General features: G+C 68.5%; 17 protein-coding genes and 1 riboswitch. Of the genes, 13 read left to right on the plus strand and 4 right to left on the minus strand.

All coding sequences use genetic code 11. From position 1 onward, the window contains the following. Positions 1 to 59: 59 nt before the first annotated feature. Positions 60 to 503 carry an NIPSNAP family protein gene (locus tag VPH46_RS11620; protein ID WP_416611370.1) on the plus strand — a complete coding sequence of 148 codons (444 nt, stop codon included), beginning with the start codon at positions 60 to 62 and terminating at the stop codon, positions 501 to 503. Positions 504 to 557: 54 nt separating this feature from the next. Here VPH46_RS11620 and metE read toward each other — a convergent pair whose 3' ends face one another. Continuing rightward, complete coding sequence (gene metE / locus VPH46_RS11625; protein ID WP_416611372.1) at positions 558 to 2846, minus strand: 5-methyltetrahydropteroyltriglutamate--homocysteine S-methyltransferase; 2289 nt, start codon at positions 2844 to 2846, stop codon at positions 558 to 560. A gap of 106 nt (positions 2847 to 2952) precedes the next feature. Continuing rightward, positions 2953 to 3175, minus strand: a riboswitch (cobalamin riboswitch). Positions 3176 to 3286: 111 nt separating this feature from the next. After that, positions 3287 to 5566 (minus strand): TonB-dependent receptor domain-containing protein, encoded by a 2280-nt coding sequence (locus VPH46_RS11630; protein WP_416611374.1) that lies wholly within the window; start codon positions 5564 to 5566, stop codon positions 3287 to 3289. Positions 5567 to 5746: 180 nt separating this feature from the next. On the opposite strand from VPH46_RS11630, the gene VPH46_RS11635 reads away from it, so the two are divergent. After that, the gene (locus tag VPH46_RS11635; RefSeq protein ID WP_416611376.1) at positions 5747 to 6316 is read left to right on the plus strand and encodes a hemerythrin domain-containing protein; all 570 of its coding nucleotides are present in this window, start codon (positions 5747 to 5749) and stop codon (positions 6314 to 6316) included. On the opposite strand, the gene VPH46_RS11640 is transcribed toward VPH46_RS11635, so the two are convergent. Beyond that, the gene (locus VPH46_RS11640) at positions 6303 to 7394 is read right to left on the minus strand and encodes an SDR family oxidoreductase (RefSeq protein WP_416611378.1); all 1092 of its coding nucleotides are present in this window, start codon (positions 7392 to 7394) and stop codon (positions 6303 to 6305) included. The two genes, VPH46_RS11635 and VPH46_RS11640, sit on opposite strands and share 14 nt — an antisense overlap. 143 nt (positions 7395 to 7537) lie before the next feature. Here VPH46_RS11640 and VPH46_RS11645 point away from each other — a divergent pair, with 143 nt between their 5' ends. From VPH46_RS11645 to VPH46_RS11655, 3 genes are all read left to right on the plus strand, one after another. Continuing rightward, positions 7538 to 7924: a hypothetical protein gene (locus VPH46_RS11645; protein WP_416611380.1), complete on the plus strand. Its 387-nt coding sequence runs from the start codon at positions 7538 to 7540 to the stop codon at positions 7922 to 7924. Next, positions 7921 to 8343, plus strand: a complete 423-nt coding sequence (locus tag VPH46_RS11650; protein WP_416611382.1) for a GNAT family acetyltransferase — start codon at positions 7921 to 7923, stop codon at positions 8341 to 8343. Before VPH46_RS11645 ends, VPH46_RS11650 begins: the two co-directional genes overlap by 4 nt. A 108-nt stretch (positions 8344 to 8451) precedes the next feature. Beyond that, on the plus strand, positions 8452 to 9687 hold the full coding sequence (locus VPH46_RS11655) for a family 1 glycosylhydrolase (protein ID WP_416611384.1): 1236 nt from the start codon (positions 8452 to 8454) through the stop codon (positions 9685 to 9687). 147 nt (positions 9688 to 9834) lie between these two features. On the opposite strand, the gene VPH46_RS11660 is transcribed toward VPH46_RS11655, so the two are convergent. Next, positions 9835 to 10014, minus strand: a complete 180-nt coding sequence (locus tag VPH46_RS11660) for a hypothetical protein (RefSeq protein WP_416611386.1) — start codon at positions 10012 to 10014, stop codon at positions 9835 to 9837. 143 nt (positions 10015 to 10157) lie between these two features. Between VPH46_RS11660 and VPH46_RS11665 the strand changes: the two genes are divergently transcribed. From VPH46_RS11665 to VPH46_RS11700, 8 genes are all read left to right on the plus strand, one after another. Further along, a complete protein-coding gene (locus tag VPH46_RS11665) occupies positions 10158 to 10679 on the plus strand; it encodes a TPM domain-containing protein (RefSeq protein ID WP_416611388.1) in 522 nt (173 codons plus the stop codon). A gap of 148 nt (positions 10680 to 10827) precedes the next feature. Then, complete coding sequence (locus VPH46_RS11670) at positions 10828 to 11781, plus strand: hypothetical protein (RefSeq protein WP_132884402.1); 954 nt, start codon at positions 10828 to 10830, stop codon at positions 11779 to 11781. Between the two features lie 165 nt (positions 11782 to 11946). Next, on the plus strand, positions 11947 to 12294 hold the full coding sequence (locus VPH46_RS11675) for an ArsC family reductase (RefSeq protein ID WP_416611390.1): 348 nt from the start codon (positions 11947 to 11949) through the stop codon (positions 12292 to 12294). A 49-nt stretch (positions 12295 to 12343) separates the two neighbouring features. Beyond that, positions 12344 to 13210, plus strand: coding sequence for a 3-methyl-2-oxobutanoate hydroxymethyltransferase (gene panB, locus VPH46_RS11680; protein ID WP_416611392.1), 867 nt, complete (start codon positions 12344 to 12346; stop codon positions 13208 to 13210). A 68-nt stretch (positions 13211 to 13278) separates the two neighbouring features. After that, the gene (locus VPH46_RS11685) at positions 13279 to 14001 is read left to right on the plus strand and encodes a tetratricopeptide repeat protein (RefSeq protein ID WP_416611394.1); all 723 of its coding nucleotides are present in this window, start codon (positions 13279 to 13281) and stop codon (positions 13999 to 14001) included. After that, on the plus strand, positions 13998 to 15332 hold the full coding sequence (locus VPH46_RS11690) for a PQQ-binding-like beta-propeller repeat protein (RefSeq protein ID WP_416611396.1): 1335 nt from the start codon (positions 13998 to 14000) through the stop codon (positions 15330 to 15332). The genes VPH46_RS11685 and VPH46_RS11690 overlap by 4 nt, the downstream gene beginning before the upstream one ends. 18 nt (positions 15333 to 15350) lie before the next feature. Beyond that, on the plus strand, positions 15351 to 16706 hold the full coding sequence (gene der, locus VPH46_RS11695) for a ribosome biogenesis GTPase Der (protein WP_416611398.1): 1356 nt from the start codon (positions 15351 to 15353) through the stop codon (positions 16704 to 16706). After that, a complete protein-coding gene (locus tag VPH46_RS11700) occupies positions 16703 to 16906 on the plus strand; it encodes a sulfurtransferase TusA family protein (RefSeq protein WP_132884408.1) in 204 nt (67 codons plus the stop codon). Before der ends, VPH46_RS11700 begins: the two co-directional genes overlap by 4 nt. Positions 16907 to 17113: the final 207 nt, after the last annotated feature.

Genomic DNA, 17113 nt, shown 5'->3' on the forward strand with positions numbered 1-17113 from the left:
GTGGCGCGCGGTCGCGCATGGTGCCTATGATGGTCCCGGTACCTGTCCGGGAGATTCCAATGCGCTTGCTGTTCGCTGCCTGTCTCACCGCTGCGGCAATCGTCAGTCCTGCCGCCATGCGTCCGGCGATCGCCCAGTCCGCGGCACTCGATCCGAAGATCGCGGTCTACGAGTTGCGCATCTACCATCCCGCGCCCGGCAAGCTTGCTGCCCTCAACGCCCGCTTCCGCGAGCATACGCTCAAGCTCTTCGCCAAGCACGGCATGCACAACGTCGCCTATTGGAACGAGCAGCCCACCGCAGAAGCGCCGGAGGGCCGCGTCGTCTACGTGCTCGCCTACCCGAGCCGGGAGGCGCGGGAGGCGAGCTGGAAGGCGTTCGGCACCGATCCGGAATGGCGTGCGGTGGTCGCGACCTCCGAAGCCGGCGGCAAGCTGGTGACGAAGATCGACAGCGTCTTCATGACTCTGGCCGACTATTCCCCGCGCCTCCCGCTCCGCTGAGCCGAGGCGGGGAGGCTGCGTGCCGCCGATCCGGCACGCAGCCGCTTTTGAGCGCTAGGCGGCGCGCAGCGTGCGTGCCGCGGCGACCATCGCCTCGATCGCCGGCTTCACCTCGTCCCATTTGCGCGTCTTCAGCCCGCAGTCCGGGTTCACCCAGAGCTGCTCGGGCCTCAGATGCTGCTGGGCCAGCCGCATCAGCTCGACCATCTCGGCCTCGCCCGGCACGCGCGCGGAATGGATGTCGTACACGCCCGGCCCGATCGCGCTCGGGTAGCGATACTTCGCGAACGCCTCCAGCAGCTCCATCTGCGAGCGCGCCGTCTCGATCGAGATCACATCGGTCTCCATCGCGCCGATCGAGGGCAGGATGTCGTTGAACTCCGAATAGCACATGTGCGTGTGGATCTGGGTGCCGTCCGCCACGCCTGCGGCCGAGAGGCGGAAACAGTCCACCGCCCAGTCGAGATACTGCTGCCAGTCCCGCTTCCTGAGCGGCAGGCCCTCGCGCAGCGCCGCCTCGTCGATCTGGATCGCCCGGCATCCGGCGGCCTCCAGGTCCTGCACCTCGTCGCGGATCGCAAAGGCGATCTGGCGGCAGGAGGTCTCGCGCGGCTGGTCGTCGCGCACGAAGCTCCAGTTGAGGATCGTGACCGGCCCGGTGAGCATGCCCTTCACGGGCTTGTCCGTCAGCCCCTGCGCAAAGCGCCACCACTCCACCGTCATCGGATGGGTACGGCGGACGTCGCCGAACAGGATCGGCGGCCGCACGCAGCGCGAGCCATAGCTCTGCACCCAGCCGTTCACCGTGAAGGCGAAGCCGGCCAGCTGCTCGCCGAAATACTGCACCATGTCGTTGCGCTCGAACTCGCCGTGGACGAGCATGTCGAGCCCGACCGCTTCCTGCCAGCGGATGGCGCGCTCGGTCTCCTCGCGCAGGAACTGCTGGTAGCCGGCATCGTCGAGGTTGCCGCGATTATGCTCGGCACGCGCATGGCGTACCTCGGCGGTTTGCGGGAAGGAGCCGATGGTGGTCGTGGGGAAGGGCGGCAGGTCGAGCAGTTTCGCCTGGGCACGCGCGCGCTCGGCATGGCCGGAACGGCGCTCGCGCATCTCCGGCGTCGCCTCCGCCACCCGCGCCTGCACCGCCGCGTCATGGATGCGGGGCGAGATCTTCCGGTTCGCTGCCGCCTCTGCTGCGGCCGCGAGGGGCCCGGCCACGCTATCGCGCCCTTCGTTCAGCGCGCGCTTGAGGACCGCCAGTTCCTCCACCTTCTGAACCGCAAAGGCGAGCCACTGCTTCACCTCCGCGTCGAGCTTGGGCTCGAGCGTCAGGTCCGCCGGCACGTGCAGCAGCGAGCAGGACGGCGCCAGCACCAGGTCGCGCGATGCCGCGATCGGGGCGAGCCGTTCCAGCACCGCGTCTAGGTCGGCACGCCAGACGTTGCGCCCGTCGATCACGCCCAGCGAGAGCAGCAGGTCCTTGGGCGCGGCCCGCAGGACGGCATCGAGCTGCCCGGGCGCGCGGACGAGATCGACGTGCAAGCCCTGCACCGGCAGCGCGGTCGCCAGGGTCAGATTGTCCTCGAGCCCGCCGAAATAGGTCGTCAGCATCAGCTTCGGGCCGGACCGCTGGAGCGCGGCATAGGCGCGGGTGAAGGCGGCGCGCTGCTGCTCCGAAAGATCGGTGGCCAGGATCGGCTCGTCGATCTGCACCCATTCGGCCCCGGCATGGGCGAGATGGCCCAGGATCACCCGGTAGAGCCCGAGCACCTCGTCGAGCAGGTCGAACGGGTCGATGCCGTGCCCCTTGGCCAGGCTCAGCCAGGTGATCGGGCCGAGCAGCACCGGCCGCGTCTCATAGCCCTGCGCCTGAGCCTCGCGATATTCCTCGACCACCTTCAACCGGCCGAGCGCGAGCTTGCGGCCGGGTTCGATCTCCGGGACGATATAGTGGTAGTTGGTGTCGAACCACTTCGTCATCTCGCCGGCGGTCACCGAACCATGCGCATGGCCGCATCCCGCGTCCTCGCCGGTGGTGCCGCGCGCCATCGCGAAATAGGTCGCCAGGTCGGTGACCCCGTCGGCCGCGCCATAGCGGCTCGGGATCGCGCCCAGCATCACGCTGGTATCCAGCACATGGTCATAGAGCGAAAAGTCGTTGGACGGCAGCCAGTCGGCCCCCAACGCCTTTTGCCGCGCCCAGGCGGCGGTCCGCAGGCCCGATGCGGCCTCCTGCAGCTCGGCTTCGCCGATCCTGCCGGACCAGAACTTCTCTAACGCGAACTTCAACTCGCGGCGCGGACCGATGCGGGGAAACCCCAAGGTCGCGATCGTCACTGTCATGTCTTCAACCCCGAAGAGGGCGAAGCGCCGGACCGAGCGCAGGCAGGCACGCGCCAGGGATCGCCCGGCCGCACACGCACGCGACCAGACCGGGCACCCCGCCGGTGGACGTTATGGCGTCAGAGGCAGGTCTCCTGGCTCGCGGGTCAGCGCGGACGATCCGTCTTCCCAAGACGCGGGACGCCTCAGTGACATGCTTGGATCGCCGCTCGCCGCTTACAGTTGCGGGGGCAGCGCCGGCCTTGCCCCATCAGGAGCGCACCGGCTTCCCGTCTTAGCTCCGGCGCAGGCACACGCCCGGCCGGAGAACCTCGACGCAACAAGCATCGGGAAAAATCGCAGCCCGGTCAACCGTCATATAAAGAAATCTTTATATCACGTCTGCCGAACCCCTTCGCGGGTTGGAAAACGGGGGCGGAAGCGCGGGTTCCGCCACCCGGTCAGAAGGTGTGGCGCATGCCGATCACGACGTTGCGGCCACGCAGCGGCGACTGCTCCTTCACGAACGAGGTGTGGACGAACGCCAGTTCGTTGAGCAGGTTGCTGCCACGTGCGTAGAGCTCCACCGCCCGCGCGCCGCCCAGATCCATGCGATAGCTCAGCGTGGCATTGAGCATGTCGTACCCCGCCGTCGGCGTCTCATAGGAGGCGACCTTGTCCTGCTCGAACGTGCGATAATATTCAACGTCACCCGAAAGCGGCCCGGCGGCAAGGTCATAGCGCGCGCCCAGGCGACCCGGTGGGATGCGCGGCAGGTTGTCGTCCTCGCGCTTCAGCTTGGCATCGACATAGTCGCCGAACACCGTCACGCGCGACTGGGGCGTCAGCTGGTAGCTGAGTTGGCCGTCGATTCCGGCGAAGCGCGCATCCGCCGCCGTGTAGATCAGGAAGTCGTGCGGAACGCCGGTCTCGGTCTCGGTCTCGATCAGGCGCGCGAAGACATAGTCGTCGACCTCCTGGTAGAACAGGCCGACCTCGAACGCGAGCGGACCGCCCGTCTTGCGCAACGTCAGGTTGATCGCGTCGGTGGTCTCCAGAATGTCTTCGGCGGACAGCCCCTCCTCGCCCAGGATCGGGTTCCCGACCGCAAGCCCGAGTTCGTAGCTGTTGGTCGCCAGGTTGTTGCCGCGTGCGTACAGCTCGCGCACGCTCGGCGCGCGTTCGGTATGCCCCAGCGAAAGCGCCAGCCCATATCCGCGCCCGATGTTCCAGTTGGCGGCAAGCGAGGCGGAGAAGGGATCGTGCTTCACGGCCGGGTTGCGAGCACGGAACGCGTCGACGTCCTCGCGCTCCAGGATCTGGCGCCAATCCGGGCCATACCATTCGGCGAAGAGGTCCTGCAGCTCGGCATCGAGGGTGATGCGATAGGGCGGCACCGTCACGTCCACCTTGCGCCAGTCCTTGCGGACCGCTGCTTCAACGTAGACGGAGCCGAACGACCGCCGCTCCGACAGGAAGATGCCGAAGTTGTCGGTGAGGTAATCGGGACTTCCGTCAAAGCCATAGGCTCCGTCCGGGAACGGCTTGTGCCGGTCGTTGACGTTGATGCCGCCGAACCGGCCGTCAGTATATTGCACCCCCAGCACACCCGTGAAGCCGAGGAGTGGCTTGTGCGTCAGCTCGAAGCGGCCGTCCCAGACTTCGTTGGTGTAGCGGCTGAACAGCAGATCGCCGTCGATCTCGTCATGGGCATAGTCGGTGTAGGAGAGGCGCGCGCGCGTGTGGGCGAAGCCGGGCAGCAGGTCGTCATAGTCGGCCCGGACGTCGACCCGGTCGCTGCGCAGCTTGATATAGGCGGTGTGGTCGTCGGGCGAGCCGAACGGATCTTCGTAGCCGCCATGTGCCCCGCAATGCAGGTCCAGCCCGTGCGTATGGCAGACGCCGTTCAGATGGCTGTGGCCGGGCAGCCCATATTGGCTCTCGATGCGTGAATAGGCGGCGCCGACATAGCCCTTGGCGGTGATCCAGGAGGCGCCGAACGCATAGCTGGTGCTTTCGGCGAAGGAGTCGCGCAGCTTGTCGGAGCCGTAGCTGTCCGGCACGTCATAGTCGTCCGCCGCTCGACGCGCTCCCTCGGCATGGAGAGCGAACTGGCCGATCCCGGCCGTTACGCGGCCGACGACGGTCTTCTCTTGGTCGCCGGTGCCGAAACGCACCTCCGTCGCGCCGGCAAGGCCGCCGACCGGCACCACCTTGGGCACCTTGCTGTCGATCAGGTTGATCGCGCCGTTGGTGGCATTGCCGCCATAGCGGGTCGCGGCGGGCCCACGCTGGATCTCGATGGCGTCGAGCAGCAGCGGATCGGTCGTGATCGCGTGGTCCGGCGACACCGACGCCACGTCGAACAGGTTGGCGCCGTCGGTCAGCACCTCGATGCGGGGCACCGTCTGGCCGCGGATCACGGGACGCGAAGCGCCCCCGCCGAAATTGTCGAGGTGCACGCCCGGCAGGCCGGCGAGCGTCTCGCCCAGGCCGCCTTCACGGCGATGCGCCAGTTCGTCGCCGGCCAGCACCTGCACCGGCAGGGCATTCTCCTCCGTCTCCAGCGATCGGCCGGTGACGACGATCTCGCGCGTGCCGACGTGGCCGCGCGCGTCGACTTCCGCCTCTTCACCTCCGGTCACCGCCTCCTGTGCCCACGCCGGGACCGGCGCACCCGCCGCAAGGGCGGACGTCGTCAGCAGCGCTGCTGCGCCGCGGCGCATGTTTCGAAAACCCATGGTCTTGCTCCCCACCTTTTTGACCGGCGTCGTCTAGGTGATGTTATATCGTTAAATCAAGATGGGACGTACGCGCATCCGTTCGCACGGGCGTTCCGCACCAAGCCGCGCCATTCCCTCCCGCTGCGGAACGGCCGCGCCACGGCTTTCGTTGAGGCGCAAACGGTGAGGAGCAAGCAGATGGCCACGACACAGCAAGCATCTTCGGGGAATGTCAGCCGCACGGTCGCGATCGGCGCGGCGACGGGAGTGGTCGCCGGGCTTCTCGCCAATTTCCTGCGCAAGGCGGCGGTGCAGGCGCCGACGGTGATGGCCGGCCGCTGGGACAAGGCGCTGGCGGCCGAACATGCCGCGGCGCTCAAGATCTTCGACCTGTTGGAAAAGACGAAGGACGAGGACACCGCCCGCCGCGCCTTCCTGCTGATGCAGTTGAAGCACGCGATCAGCAAGCATGCGTTCCAGGAAGAGAACGTCGTGTACGCGATGATGCGCGACCAGGGCCTGACGGAGGCGGCGGACCATCTCAATCACGAGCATGGCTATGTGAAGCAGTATTTCTTCGACCTGACCGAGATGGCGAAGGACGATCCCGCCTGGCTTCCCAAGCTCAAGGAGTTCCGCGTCCTGATCGAAAGCCACATGCGCGAGGAGGAACAGGACCTGTTCCCGAAGCTGCGCGATCAGCTGTCGGAAACGCAGAACAAGCACATCACCGCCGCGATGAACAAGGAAGGCCTCAAGCTCGCCTGAGGGCGCTTCCCTTCACCCCCGCCGTGGCCGCCGCTCCGAATCCCCGCGGAGCGGCGGTCAGGGGCTCCGGCTTGCGGCCCCGCGCACGAACGGCGAGGCCCAGCGCTGCACCCGCCAGGGCAACGGCCCCCAGCGCGATCCCCGGATGCGTGCGGGTGGCCGTAAAGGCGCTGACCGATCGCCCCTTCTGCTCGCCCTCGGTGACCCCGTCCTTGCCGTCCGGCGCGTAGAGATTGCCCGGGCTCACCGGCACCGGCTGGGCGGGGTTGGCCAGCAGCGCCCCCATGTTCTGCGCCACCCGGTCGAACAGCAGCGGCACCAGCTGGGCGCCCAGCACCTGCAGCTTGCCGACACCGCCGACCGTCAGCGAACGCCGCGGGTGCTGCGCTGCGTCCAGGATCGCGTCCGCCACCACCGACGGTGCGTAGAGCGGCGGCGGCAGCTGCGCCTTGTAGCCGGTCAGGTTGCGGCCGTGCTGGGGGAAGGGGGTTCCGACCGGGCCCGGCTTGATGAGGGTGATCGACACCGGCGCACCCTCCGCCATCATCTCCAGCCGCAGCGAATCCGTGAAGCCCTTCACCGCATGCTTCGACGCCGTGTAGGAGGAGATGACCGGGGACGGCATGTCGGAGTTGATCGACCCCACGTTGATCAGTGCGCCGCCACCGGGCTTCTCCTTCAGGTGGCGCAGCGCCGCCAGCGATCCGTACACCACCCCCCAGTAATTGGTCTCGAACACCTGGCGGTGGTCGGCGGTGGGCGTCTCCAGCGCTGCGGCATAGACCCCGATACCGGCATTGTTCACCCAGGTGTCGAAGCCGCCGAAGTGATCGATCGCGAAGGCCGCCGCGCGCTCGACTTCCTCCTCCTGGCCGACGTCGGCGACGAAGGTCGCGGCGGTGCCGCCGGTGGTCTGGATCTGATCGCGCACCCGCGCCAGCGCATCGCCGTCGCGCGCGATCAGCACCACCCGCGCGCCTGCCGCCGCCGCCCGGCGGGCCGTCTCCAGCCCGTGGCCGGAACTTGCGCCGGTGATGACGATCACCTGCTCGGAAAGCGGCTTCAGCTGGGCCTTCATGCTACCTCGTCTGGTTGGGCGACGCCGTGGAAGGCGGCGCCGTGCGGGCGCAGAACGAGCCGCCGGTGCGATCCGATCCCTCGCGGCTCTGGCGGCGGCGGAGGCGCTTGGCTATGCGGGCACCTTGCAGGGGAGGGGCGAGAATGAACGTAGGGAACGGCCGGATCGGGGGCATGGGGCTGGCGGCTGCGGTGCTGCCGCTGCTGTTGGCCGCCTGTTCGGACGAGGCGCCGCGATCCGACCCGGCACTGCCGCCGCACGCCGCCGCGACCAGCCTTCCGCCCGCGATGCTCGGCCGCTGGGGAGAGGACGCCGCCTGCGCCCATCCGCTCGAGGTGACGGCGGATCGCATCGCCGGCGCCCGGATCGACGGGGTCACCACCGCCGCCGATGGCGCGGTGGACGTCGACACTTCGGCCGAGGTCGACGGCATCACCACGGGGCGGCGCTATCGGCTCGCACGCTCGCGCGGAGAACGGCTCGCCGTCACCGTCGACGGCATCACCACCACCCGCATCCGCTGCCCGTGACCCCGGTCGAGGCCGGCTCCGGCGATGCCGCCGCCGTCGTCGCGCTGTGGCAGGCGGCTGGGCTGACGCGGCCCTGGAACGATCCCGCCGCCGATTTCGCCCGCGCGCTTGCGGCTGCAGACTCGGCGGTGCTGGTGCTGCGCGACGGCGCAGCGCTGATCGGCAGCGTCATGGTCGGCTATGACGGCCACCGCGGCTGGGTCTATTATCTCGCGGTCGCCCCCGATCGGCGTCGCCACGGGCTCGGCCGCACGCTGATGCTGGCTGCAGAGGCATGGCTGCGCGCCCGCGGCTGTCCCAAGATCCAGCTGATGGTCCGCACCGGCAATGCCGATGCGCTCGCCTTCTACGATCGGTTGGGGCTCGTCCCGCAGGACGTCGTCACCCTCGGCCGCGTCCTCGCGCCCGAGCCGGCCTGACCGGGCACGCGCCCCCGACTCGAAACCTTCGCGTCGCGGCTGGCGTTCCAGTCCCTGGTCTCGGCCGCCTCGCGCTCATGCGATCCGACCGGCTGCCGGGAGAGGCGGATGGCGCACTTCATGTTCTGCACGGGGATCGAGAGCAGCATCCCCACCATCGACAACGGCCGGGTGCGCGTCGACCAGATGGAGTCCTGCGGCCACTATGCGCGCTGGCGGGAGGACTTCGACCTGGTCCAGGATCTCGGCATCCACTTCCTCCGCTTCGGCCCGCCGCTCCACAAGACGCTGCTGGGGCCGGGCAAATATGATTGGGAGTTCGCAGACCTCACGCTCGGGGACCTCCGCCGCCGCAACATCACGCCCATCGTCGATCTCTGCCACTTCGGCGTGCCCGACTTCGTGGGCGACTTCCAGAACCCCGATTTCCCGCAGCTCTTTGCCGAGTATGCGGCCGCCTTCGCCCAGCGCTACCCCTGGGTGCAGCTCTATACCCCGGTGAACGAGATGTTCGTCTGCGCGGTCTTCTCCGCGCTCTACGGCTGGTGGAACGAGCAGCTCGCGAGCGACCGCGCCTTCGTGACCGCGCTCAAGAACATCGTCTATGCCAACGTCCTCGCGATGCGGCGCATCCTGGAGCATCGCGCCGACGCGCTGTTCATCCAGAGCGAGTCCTCGGAGTATTTCCACGCCGACAGCCCGGCTGCGATCCGCCCGGCCGAGGTGATGAACGCCCGCCGCTTCCTCAGCCTCGATCTCAACTACGGCCGCCGGGTCGACAGCGCGATGTACGAATATCTGCTGGATAACGGCATGACGCGCGAGGAGTACCACCGCTTCCACGGCAACCGGCTGAAGCAGCACTGCATCCTCGGCACGGACTATTACTGGACCAACGAACATCGCATGCACCAGGACGGCCACAGCTGGGCCTCGGGCGAGGTGTTCGGCTACAGCGAGATCACCCGCCAATATTACTGCCGCTACGGCCTGCCGGTGATGCACACCGAGACCAATATCGCCGAGGGGCCGAACGGCGACGAGGGCGTCAACTGGCTGTGGAAGGAATGGGCCAACGTCCTCAGGCTGCGCAACACCGGCATCCCGACGGTGGGCTTCACCTGGTATTCGCTGACCGACCAGATGGACTGGGACACCGCGCTTCGCGAAAAGAACGGCCGGGTGACGCCTGTCGGCCTGTACGACCTGGATCGCAACATCCGCCCGGTGGGAAAGGCGTACAAGCAGCTGATCGCCGACTGGCGCGACGTGCTGCCGGCGCAGAGCCTGTGCCTGGTGGTCCCGGTCGTACCGCCCTCGTGCAGCCACCCCACGGGGCCATGACCGCCGGCGAGCCGCTCGGTCGCCCGCAAACCGGCGATCTCCCGGCAATCGAAGCGTCCGCTATCCCGTGCCCCTGCCAGTCGGGGCTACAGCGCGAGCCTCGGTAGGACGGGGAGAGGGCGCCAGTCGGGCGCGCCTCCTCGCCCGCTATTCCTCGGCCGAGCTGTCCTTGTCGTCCCCGGTCTCGTCGGGCGACTTCTTCTTCGACGCCTTGCGCGCGCCGGTTCCGGTGGCGCCGCCGCGACCGGTACCAGTGCTGCCCCTCGCACCGTCGCCGCCCTTGCTCGTGATCGCGCCGGGATTTCCGCCTGCACCTTTCTGAGCCATGTCGAGTCTCCGTCAGGGAAGACAATGCAACCCGCCGGCCCAGTCCCCAGTTCCGCCGCGGGGCTGACGCCTAGTAGCGGGCAGCCAGCGACCCCAGGTTGCGGACGTTGACGGCAGAACGCCAGCACGCCAGCGTACCTCCCATGAAGCAGCTGACATTGTTGATGCTTGCGCTTGCTGCCGCCTGCTCAGATGGATCGGCGGGGAATTCCTCTATCGAGGATAGCCGTTCAAGGCAGTCCCCGGCGTCGTCGCAGCCGGCGGTCGTCCCGACAGGGTATGTCACCGATACCGCCGACATTATCGATGCCACGCGAGAAGAGGCGCTTTCCAAGCGTCTGCACGCGCTTGAGCAGGCGACGGGTCATCAGATGGTCATCGTAACCGTCCATTCGCTGGATGGGCTGGACATTGCCGCCTTCACGACCGCTTTGGCCAACGCCTGGGGGATCGGGCGGGCAGAACACGACGACGGCGTCGTCCTCCTCGTGGCTCCCAACGAACGCAAGGTACGGATCGCGGTCGGCTACGGTCTTGAGAAAACCCTGCCCGATGCGCTTTGCGGCCACATCATCGAGGAGCAAATGCTGCCTCGCTTCCGGCAGGGCGACCTGGCAACCGGGATCGAAGCCGGAGCGACGGCCCTGATCAATCAGCTGACCTAGACTCGGGATCGCTCGCGTCCCGTCCTCCCGATTGCCTGAGTTGCCGGCGGCTTGGCGCGGCTGCGCGCAAGTTCTCGAACCAGCTTCACAGCTATCAGTGCCCTCGTTACTGAGGCCGCCAGCAACTGGGGCAATAACTTCGGGGGGAATGACTTTGCGCACCGTGTGGATCAAGGTTCTGGCGTCGGTTTCCGTGTCGATGCTCGCCTGGGGCGCCGTCCCCGCGGATGCGCAGTTCGGCATGCTCGGCGATCTCGCCAAGCGCGCTGGCGTCTCGATGCCGAGCCTGCGCAAGGAACCGATCACCACCAGCCTTCCCGACGCGCGCTGGGGCGATCCCAGCCAGGACGGGTTCGTGCCCCGGGAGCCCAAGCGCAACCTCGCCGAACTGCAGCGCACGCCCAACGGCGGTTTCGTCCTGCAGCCGGGCTATTACAGCTTCCACGACCAGAGCTACTGCCTGCACGCCGGCACCCATGGCCCGGGCAACGGCGACGGCTATCTCTATGCCCCGCCGCTCGGTGCTGCCAAGGATGCGGTGATCACCATCGTCCGCAACTCGGTCCAGCACCCGGAGATCGATCAGCACACCATCCAGGCGCTGCTGTGGGCGATCCTGTCGCGCGCGAAGCTGGAGGACATGTCCAACGAGCATCGCGCCGCCGCCGCCCAGCTGCTGACCCCGCGCCAGCTCGCCGGGCTCAACCGCGGCGTGCTCGACATGCTCTCGTCCGGCCCGATCGCCGACAACCTGCCGGCCGAGGTGCGCGCCGTGCTCCGGGCGGAGGCGGACCTGCGCCAGATGCTGACCACCCCCGGCACCAGCTACAGCGAGCTGGAGCGGGTCGCGGTGCTCGCCGGTATGGCGCCCGTGGGCGCCGGCAGCCGCGACGTGCCGACCGGCCGCTGGAGCCACCATCCGGACGGCTATTGGGTCCGCTACCTGCCGAGCAGCTACACCAATACGGTGGTCGAGATCTGGGTCCCCGCCGATGCGCCCGGTGCCGGCAAGGAGTTCGACCCCGCCACCCACATCGCGGTCCCGGGCAATACCGCGCGCCAGCGCCTCATCCAGTCCGGTCGCGCCTACCGCGCCAGCTGACCGGGCACGGCTGGTAGGGGGCGCTGCAGTCATCGGCTAGCAGGCTGCTTCTCCCCTCCCTGGAAGGGAGGGGCCGGGGGTGGGTACCGCCGAGGCACTCGGCGGTCGCCTTTCCCGACCCTTGCGGCTACTCCCGGGGCCAACCCAAACCACCAAGGACCCGATGTGACCGCCACCCTGTACGGCATCCGCGCCTGCGACACGATGAAGAAGGCGCGCAGCTGGCTGGAGGAGAAGGGCGTCGCCTTCACCTTCCACGACTACAAGACCGCGGGCGTCGACCGGCAGGCGCTGGAGCGTTGGGTCGACCGGCTCGGCTGGGAGGCGCTGCTCAACCGCTCCGGCACCACCTTCCGCAAGCTGCCCGAAGAGCAGCGCGCCGACCTCGACCGCGATCGGGCAATCGCGATCATGCTCGCCAATCCCTCGTCGATCCGCCGTCCGGTGCTGGAGGATGGGGATGCGCTGCTGGTCGGCTTCAAGCCGGATGCCTATGCGCAGCACTGGCGCTGATCGGCGCGAGTGACTGGCGCGCTGGCGCCGCAACCTCTATTCCGCCCCCATGTCCACCACCTCCTCCATCGAGGGCGGCGCGCGTCGTGCCGATCCTGCGTCGCCTCCTCCCAAGCGGCTGACCGTGCCCGCGCTCCGCGCCCGCAAGGGTGCCGATGCGGAGCCGCTGGTGATGATCACCGCCTATACCGCGCGCATGGCGCAGCTGCTCGATCCGCATTGCGACGTGCTGCTGGTCGGCGACAGCCTGGCCCAGGTGATCTACGGCCTGCCGTCGACCGTGCCGGTCACGCTGGAGATGATGGCGGCGCATGGTGCGGCGGTGGTGCGCGGCAGTGCCCATGCGCTGGTCGCGATCGACATGCCCTTCGGCAGCTATGAGGCGAGCCCGGCCCAGGCCTTCGAAAGCGCCGCACGGCTCCTCAAGGAAACCGGCGCGGCCGCGGTGAAGCTGGAGGGCGGGGAGGCGATGGCGCCCACCGTCCGCTTCCTCACCGAGCGCGGCATCCCCGTGATCGGTCACATCGGCCTGACGCCGCAGGCGGTGAATCTCCTCGGCGGCTATGGCGCGCGCGGCCGCAGCGAGGCGGAGGCCGCCAAGATCGTCGCGGACGGCGTCGCCATCGCAGAGGCGGGCGCCTTCATGGTCGTGATCGAGGGCGTGCTGGAGCCGATCGCGATCGCAGTGACGGACCGCATCGCCTGTCCCACCATCGGCATCGGCGCGTCGGCGCAGTGCGATGGCCAGGTCCTGGTGGGGGAGGACATGCTCGGCCTGTTCGATCGCACCGCGCGGTTCGTGAAGCGCTACGAAGATCTCGCCGGCCGTATTTCGGCCGCGGTTGAGGCCTATGCGGGCGAAGTGCGGTCGCGCGCATTTCCCAGTGCCGAACACCTCTATCAGCCCAGGGTTTGAACGGCTTTCGTTTCCCTTCCCGCGCCGCTAGATAGCGCGCTTCGTTCGCCGCACGCATGGAGTAGGACTTGGCGCTCACCCCCCAGAATAACCAGGCCTTCCTGCGCGAGGTCGACGAGGAGCTGCGGCGCGACCAGGTGGCGAGCTTCGGCCGCCGCTACGGGCTGTGGGTCGCGGTAGCGATCGTCGCGGTGCTGGCGGCGTTCGGCGGCTGGATCTGGTGGCAGCACCACCAGAAGGAGAAGGCCGCCGAACAGGGCGTGCTGCTCCAGCAGGCGATGGACGACCTGGGCGCGAGCAAGGTCAATGCCGCCACGAGCGCGCTTGCCAAGCTCGAGAGCTCGGGCAGCGACGGCTACCGCGCCTCGGCGAAGTTCGTGCAGGCCGACATCCTGCTCAACAAGCAGGACCTGAAGGGCGCCGCCGCCAAGTTCGCGGAGGTCGCGAACGACACCTCGCTTCCGGGCGAGTTCCGCGACTTGGCGCTCCTGCGCCAGACCGCGGCCGAATATGACACGTTGAAGCCCCAGGCCGTCGTCGATCGGCTCCGTGGCCTCGCCAGCAAGCAGAGCCCCTGGTTCGGCAGCGCGGGCGAGATGGTCGCGGTCGCCTATATCCGCCTGGGTCGCCGTGACCTGGCCGGCAAGATGTTTGGGGAAATGGCCCAGACCGAGAGCGTGCCGGAATCGATCCGGCAACGTGCGGTTCAGATGGCGAGTGCTCTTGGCGTAGACGCGCCCGCCTCCAAGGCGCCGACGACCCCCCCCTCAGAGGAAAAGAACGCAGGATGAGGACCAGCGCGAAGCTGATGACGGCCGTGGCAGCGCTTTCGCTGCTGGGCGGCTGCGGCATCTTCAAGGGCGATGGCAAGCGCAAGACGCCGATCCTGGGCGAGCGCGTGCCGATCCTGTCCGCGGAGAATGACGTGACGGTCGATCCGTCGCTCGCCGCGGTGCAGGTGCTGCTGCCGCCCCCGGTCGCTAATGCCGACTGGACCCAGCCGGGCGGCAACGAGTCGAAGGCGATGGGCCATCTCGCGCTTGCCGCTGCGCCCAGCCGCGTGTGGACCGCCCGCATTCCCGGCGGCACCACCCGCGTCCGCCTGGGCGCCGCCCCGGTGGTCGCCGGCGGCCGCCTCTACGTCATGGACGTGGAGGGCGTCGTCCATTCCTTCGACGCGACGACCGGCGCTGCCGGCTGGACCGCCAGCACGGTCAAGGATGCCGATAACGGCAACCAGGCGGCCCGCTTCGGCGGCGGCGTGAGCGTCGGCGAAGGGCGCCTGTTCGCCACCAACGGCCTCGGCGACGTGGTCGCGTTCAACGTGGCGGACGGTGCCGAGGTGTGGCGCGCGAAGCCGGGTGGCCCGCTGCGCGGTGCGCCCACGGTCGCCAACGACCAGGTCTATGTCGTCAGCCAGGATAACCAGCTGTTCGCGCTGGCGCAGGCAGACGGCACCGTCGTCTGGACCCAGGCCGGCTCCGTCGAGAGCCAGGGCGTGTTCGGCGTCGCCGCACCCGCCTCGGCGCAGGGCACCGTGGTTGCCGGCTTCTCCTCAGGGGAGCTCAACGCCTATCGCTACGAGAACGGCCGCTCGCTCTGGGCGGACAGCCTCTCGCGCACCAGCGCCACCACCTCGGTCTCCTCGCTCGCCGACATCGATGCGGAGCCGGTGATCGACGCCGGCCGCGCCTATGCGGTCGGGCAGGGCGGCCGCATGGTCGCGCTCGAGGTCACCAGCGGCCAGCGCTTGTGGGAGCAGAACCTCGCCGGCATCTCGACGCCCGCCGTCGCCGGAGAGTGGCTGTTCGTCGTCACCGACGATGCGCGCCTGCTCTGCGTCGCGCGTGGCAGCGGCAAGGTCCGCTGGATGCACCAGCTGCCCCGCTACCAGAACGAGAAGAAGAAGAAGGGCCCGATCCTGTGGGTCGGCCCGGTGCTCGCCGGCAATCGCCTGGTGCTCGCCAACTCCGAAGGCCAGCTGGTCTATGCCTCGCCCGAGGACGGCACCGTCAGCGCCACCGTGGAGGCTTCCAGCGGCCCGATCGGCCTGTCGCCGATCGTCGCCAACTCGACCCTTTACCTGCTCGATGACTCGGGCACGATCAGCGCCTGGCGCTGATCGCTGCTGAAAACGGACATGCCGCTTCCTACCGTCGCCATTATCGGACGCCCCAATGTGGGCAAGTCGACGCTGTTCAACCGGCTCGTCGGCAAGCGCCTGGCGCTTGTCGATGACCAGCCTGGCGTCACGCGCGACCGGCGGGAGGGGGATGCCAACCTCCTCGGCCTGGAATTCCGGATCATCGACACCGCCGGGTTCGAGGACGAGGACCCGCAGAGCCTGCCCGGCCGCATGCGCCAGCAGACTGAGGCGGCCGTCATGGACGCGGACGTCGCGCTGTTCATGATCGACGCGCGCGTCGGCGTGACCCCGCTGGACGAGGAAATCGCCCGCTGGCTGCGCGCCGCCGATCGCCCCGTCGTCGTGCTCGCCAACAAGGCCGAGGGCCGCGCCGGCGAGACCGGCGTGATCGAGGCGATGGCATTCGGCTTCGGCGATCCCGTGCCGCTGTCGGCCGAGCACGGCGAGGGCGTGGTCGACCTGTTCGACGCGCTGCGCCCGTTCGTCGACCGGGAGGACGAGGAAGAGCCGGAGGAGGATCCCGAATCCCCCGACGCGCCGCTCAAGCTCGCGATCGTCGGCCGCCCGAACGCGGGCAAGTCGACGCTCATCAACCGCATGCTCGGCCAGGACCGGCTCATCACCGGGCCCGAGGCCGGCATCACCCGCGATTCGATCGCGATCGAGTGGGAATGGGAGGGCCGTCCGGTCCGCCTGATCGACACCGCCGGCATGCGCAAGCGGGCGCGCGTGCAGGAGAAGCTCGAGAAGCTCTCCGTCGCCGACGCGCTGCGCGCGGTCGACTTCGCCGAGGTCGTCGTGCTGCTGCTCGACGCCACCCGCGGGCTGGAAGTGCAGGACATCAAGATCGCCGATCGCGTCCTCCAGGAAGGTCGTGCGCTGGTGATCGCGCTCAACAAATGGGACGTGGCCGAAAACGCCTCCAGCCTGTTCAACGGCGTCAAGGGTGCGCTGGAGGAAGGGCTGGCCCAGGCCAAGGGCGTGCCGCTGCTCACCGTCTCGGCCTTCAGCGGCAAGGGCATCGACACCCTGCTCAAGGTCGCTTTCGAGACGCGCGAGGCGTGGAGCCGCCGCGTGTCGACCGGCCAGCTCAACCGCTGGTTCGATCGCGCGATCGAGGCGAATCCGCCGCCCGCGCCCGGCGGCAAGCGCATCAAGATGCGCTACATCACGCAGAACAACACGCGTCCGCCCAGCTTCGTGCTGTTCGGCACGCGCGTCGACATGCTGCCGGAAAGCTACAAGCGTTACCTCATCAACGGCATCCGCCGCGAATTCGATTTCGGCGCGGTGCCGGTGCGACTGAACCTGCGCGCGCCCAAGAACCCGTTCGACAACAAGGACGGATGATCGACGCCCGCGGCCTGCGCTGCCCCTGGCCGGCCCTTCGCCTCGCCAGGGCGCTCCGCCAGGGGGAGCACCCGGAGCCGTTCGAAGTGCTCGCCGACGATCCCAATGCCGAGCGCGAGATGCGTGCGGTGGCCGAGGCCGCCGGCCGCCGCTTGATCCGCCTCGCCGACGCCCGCTTCGAGGTCCGTCCCGCCGCCTGAGCCCGCGCGGATTGCAACCGGCGATCCGTCGGCGTACCACCACCCCGTTCTCGGGAGTTTTCGAAATGATCCAGCGTCACCGCTAGAGCGGTTTCCGGTCCTTCTGAATCGTTGAGGATTCACACGGGCGCGGTTTTCTGATTCAGGCTTCTTGCCGGATTGGAGGCCGGCTCGGATGCCGCGAGTGCTGTCACAGGACCTTCGGGA

This window comes from Sphingomonas sp. MJ1 (PH-R8) (genome assembly GCF_048058635.1).
Taxonomy (GTDB): domain Bacteria; phylum Pseudomonadota; class Alphaproteobacteria; order Sphingomonadales; family Sphingomonadaceae; genus Sphingomonas.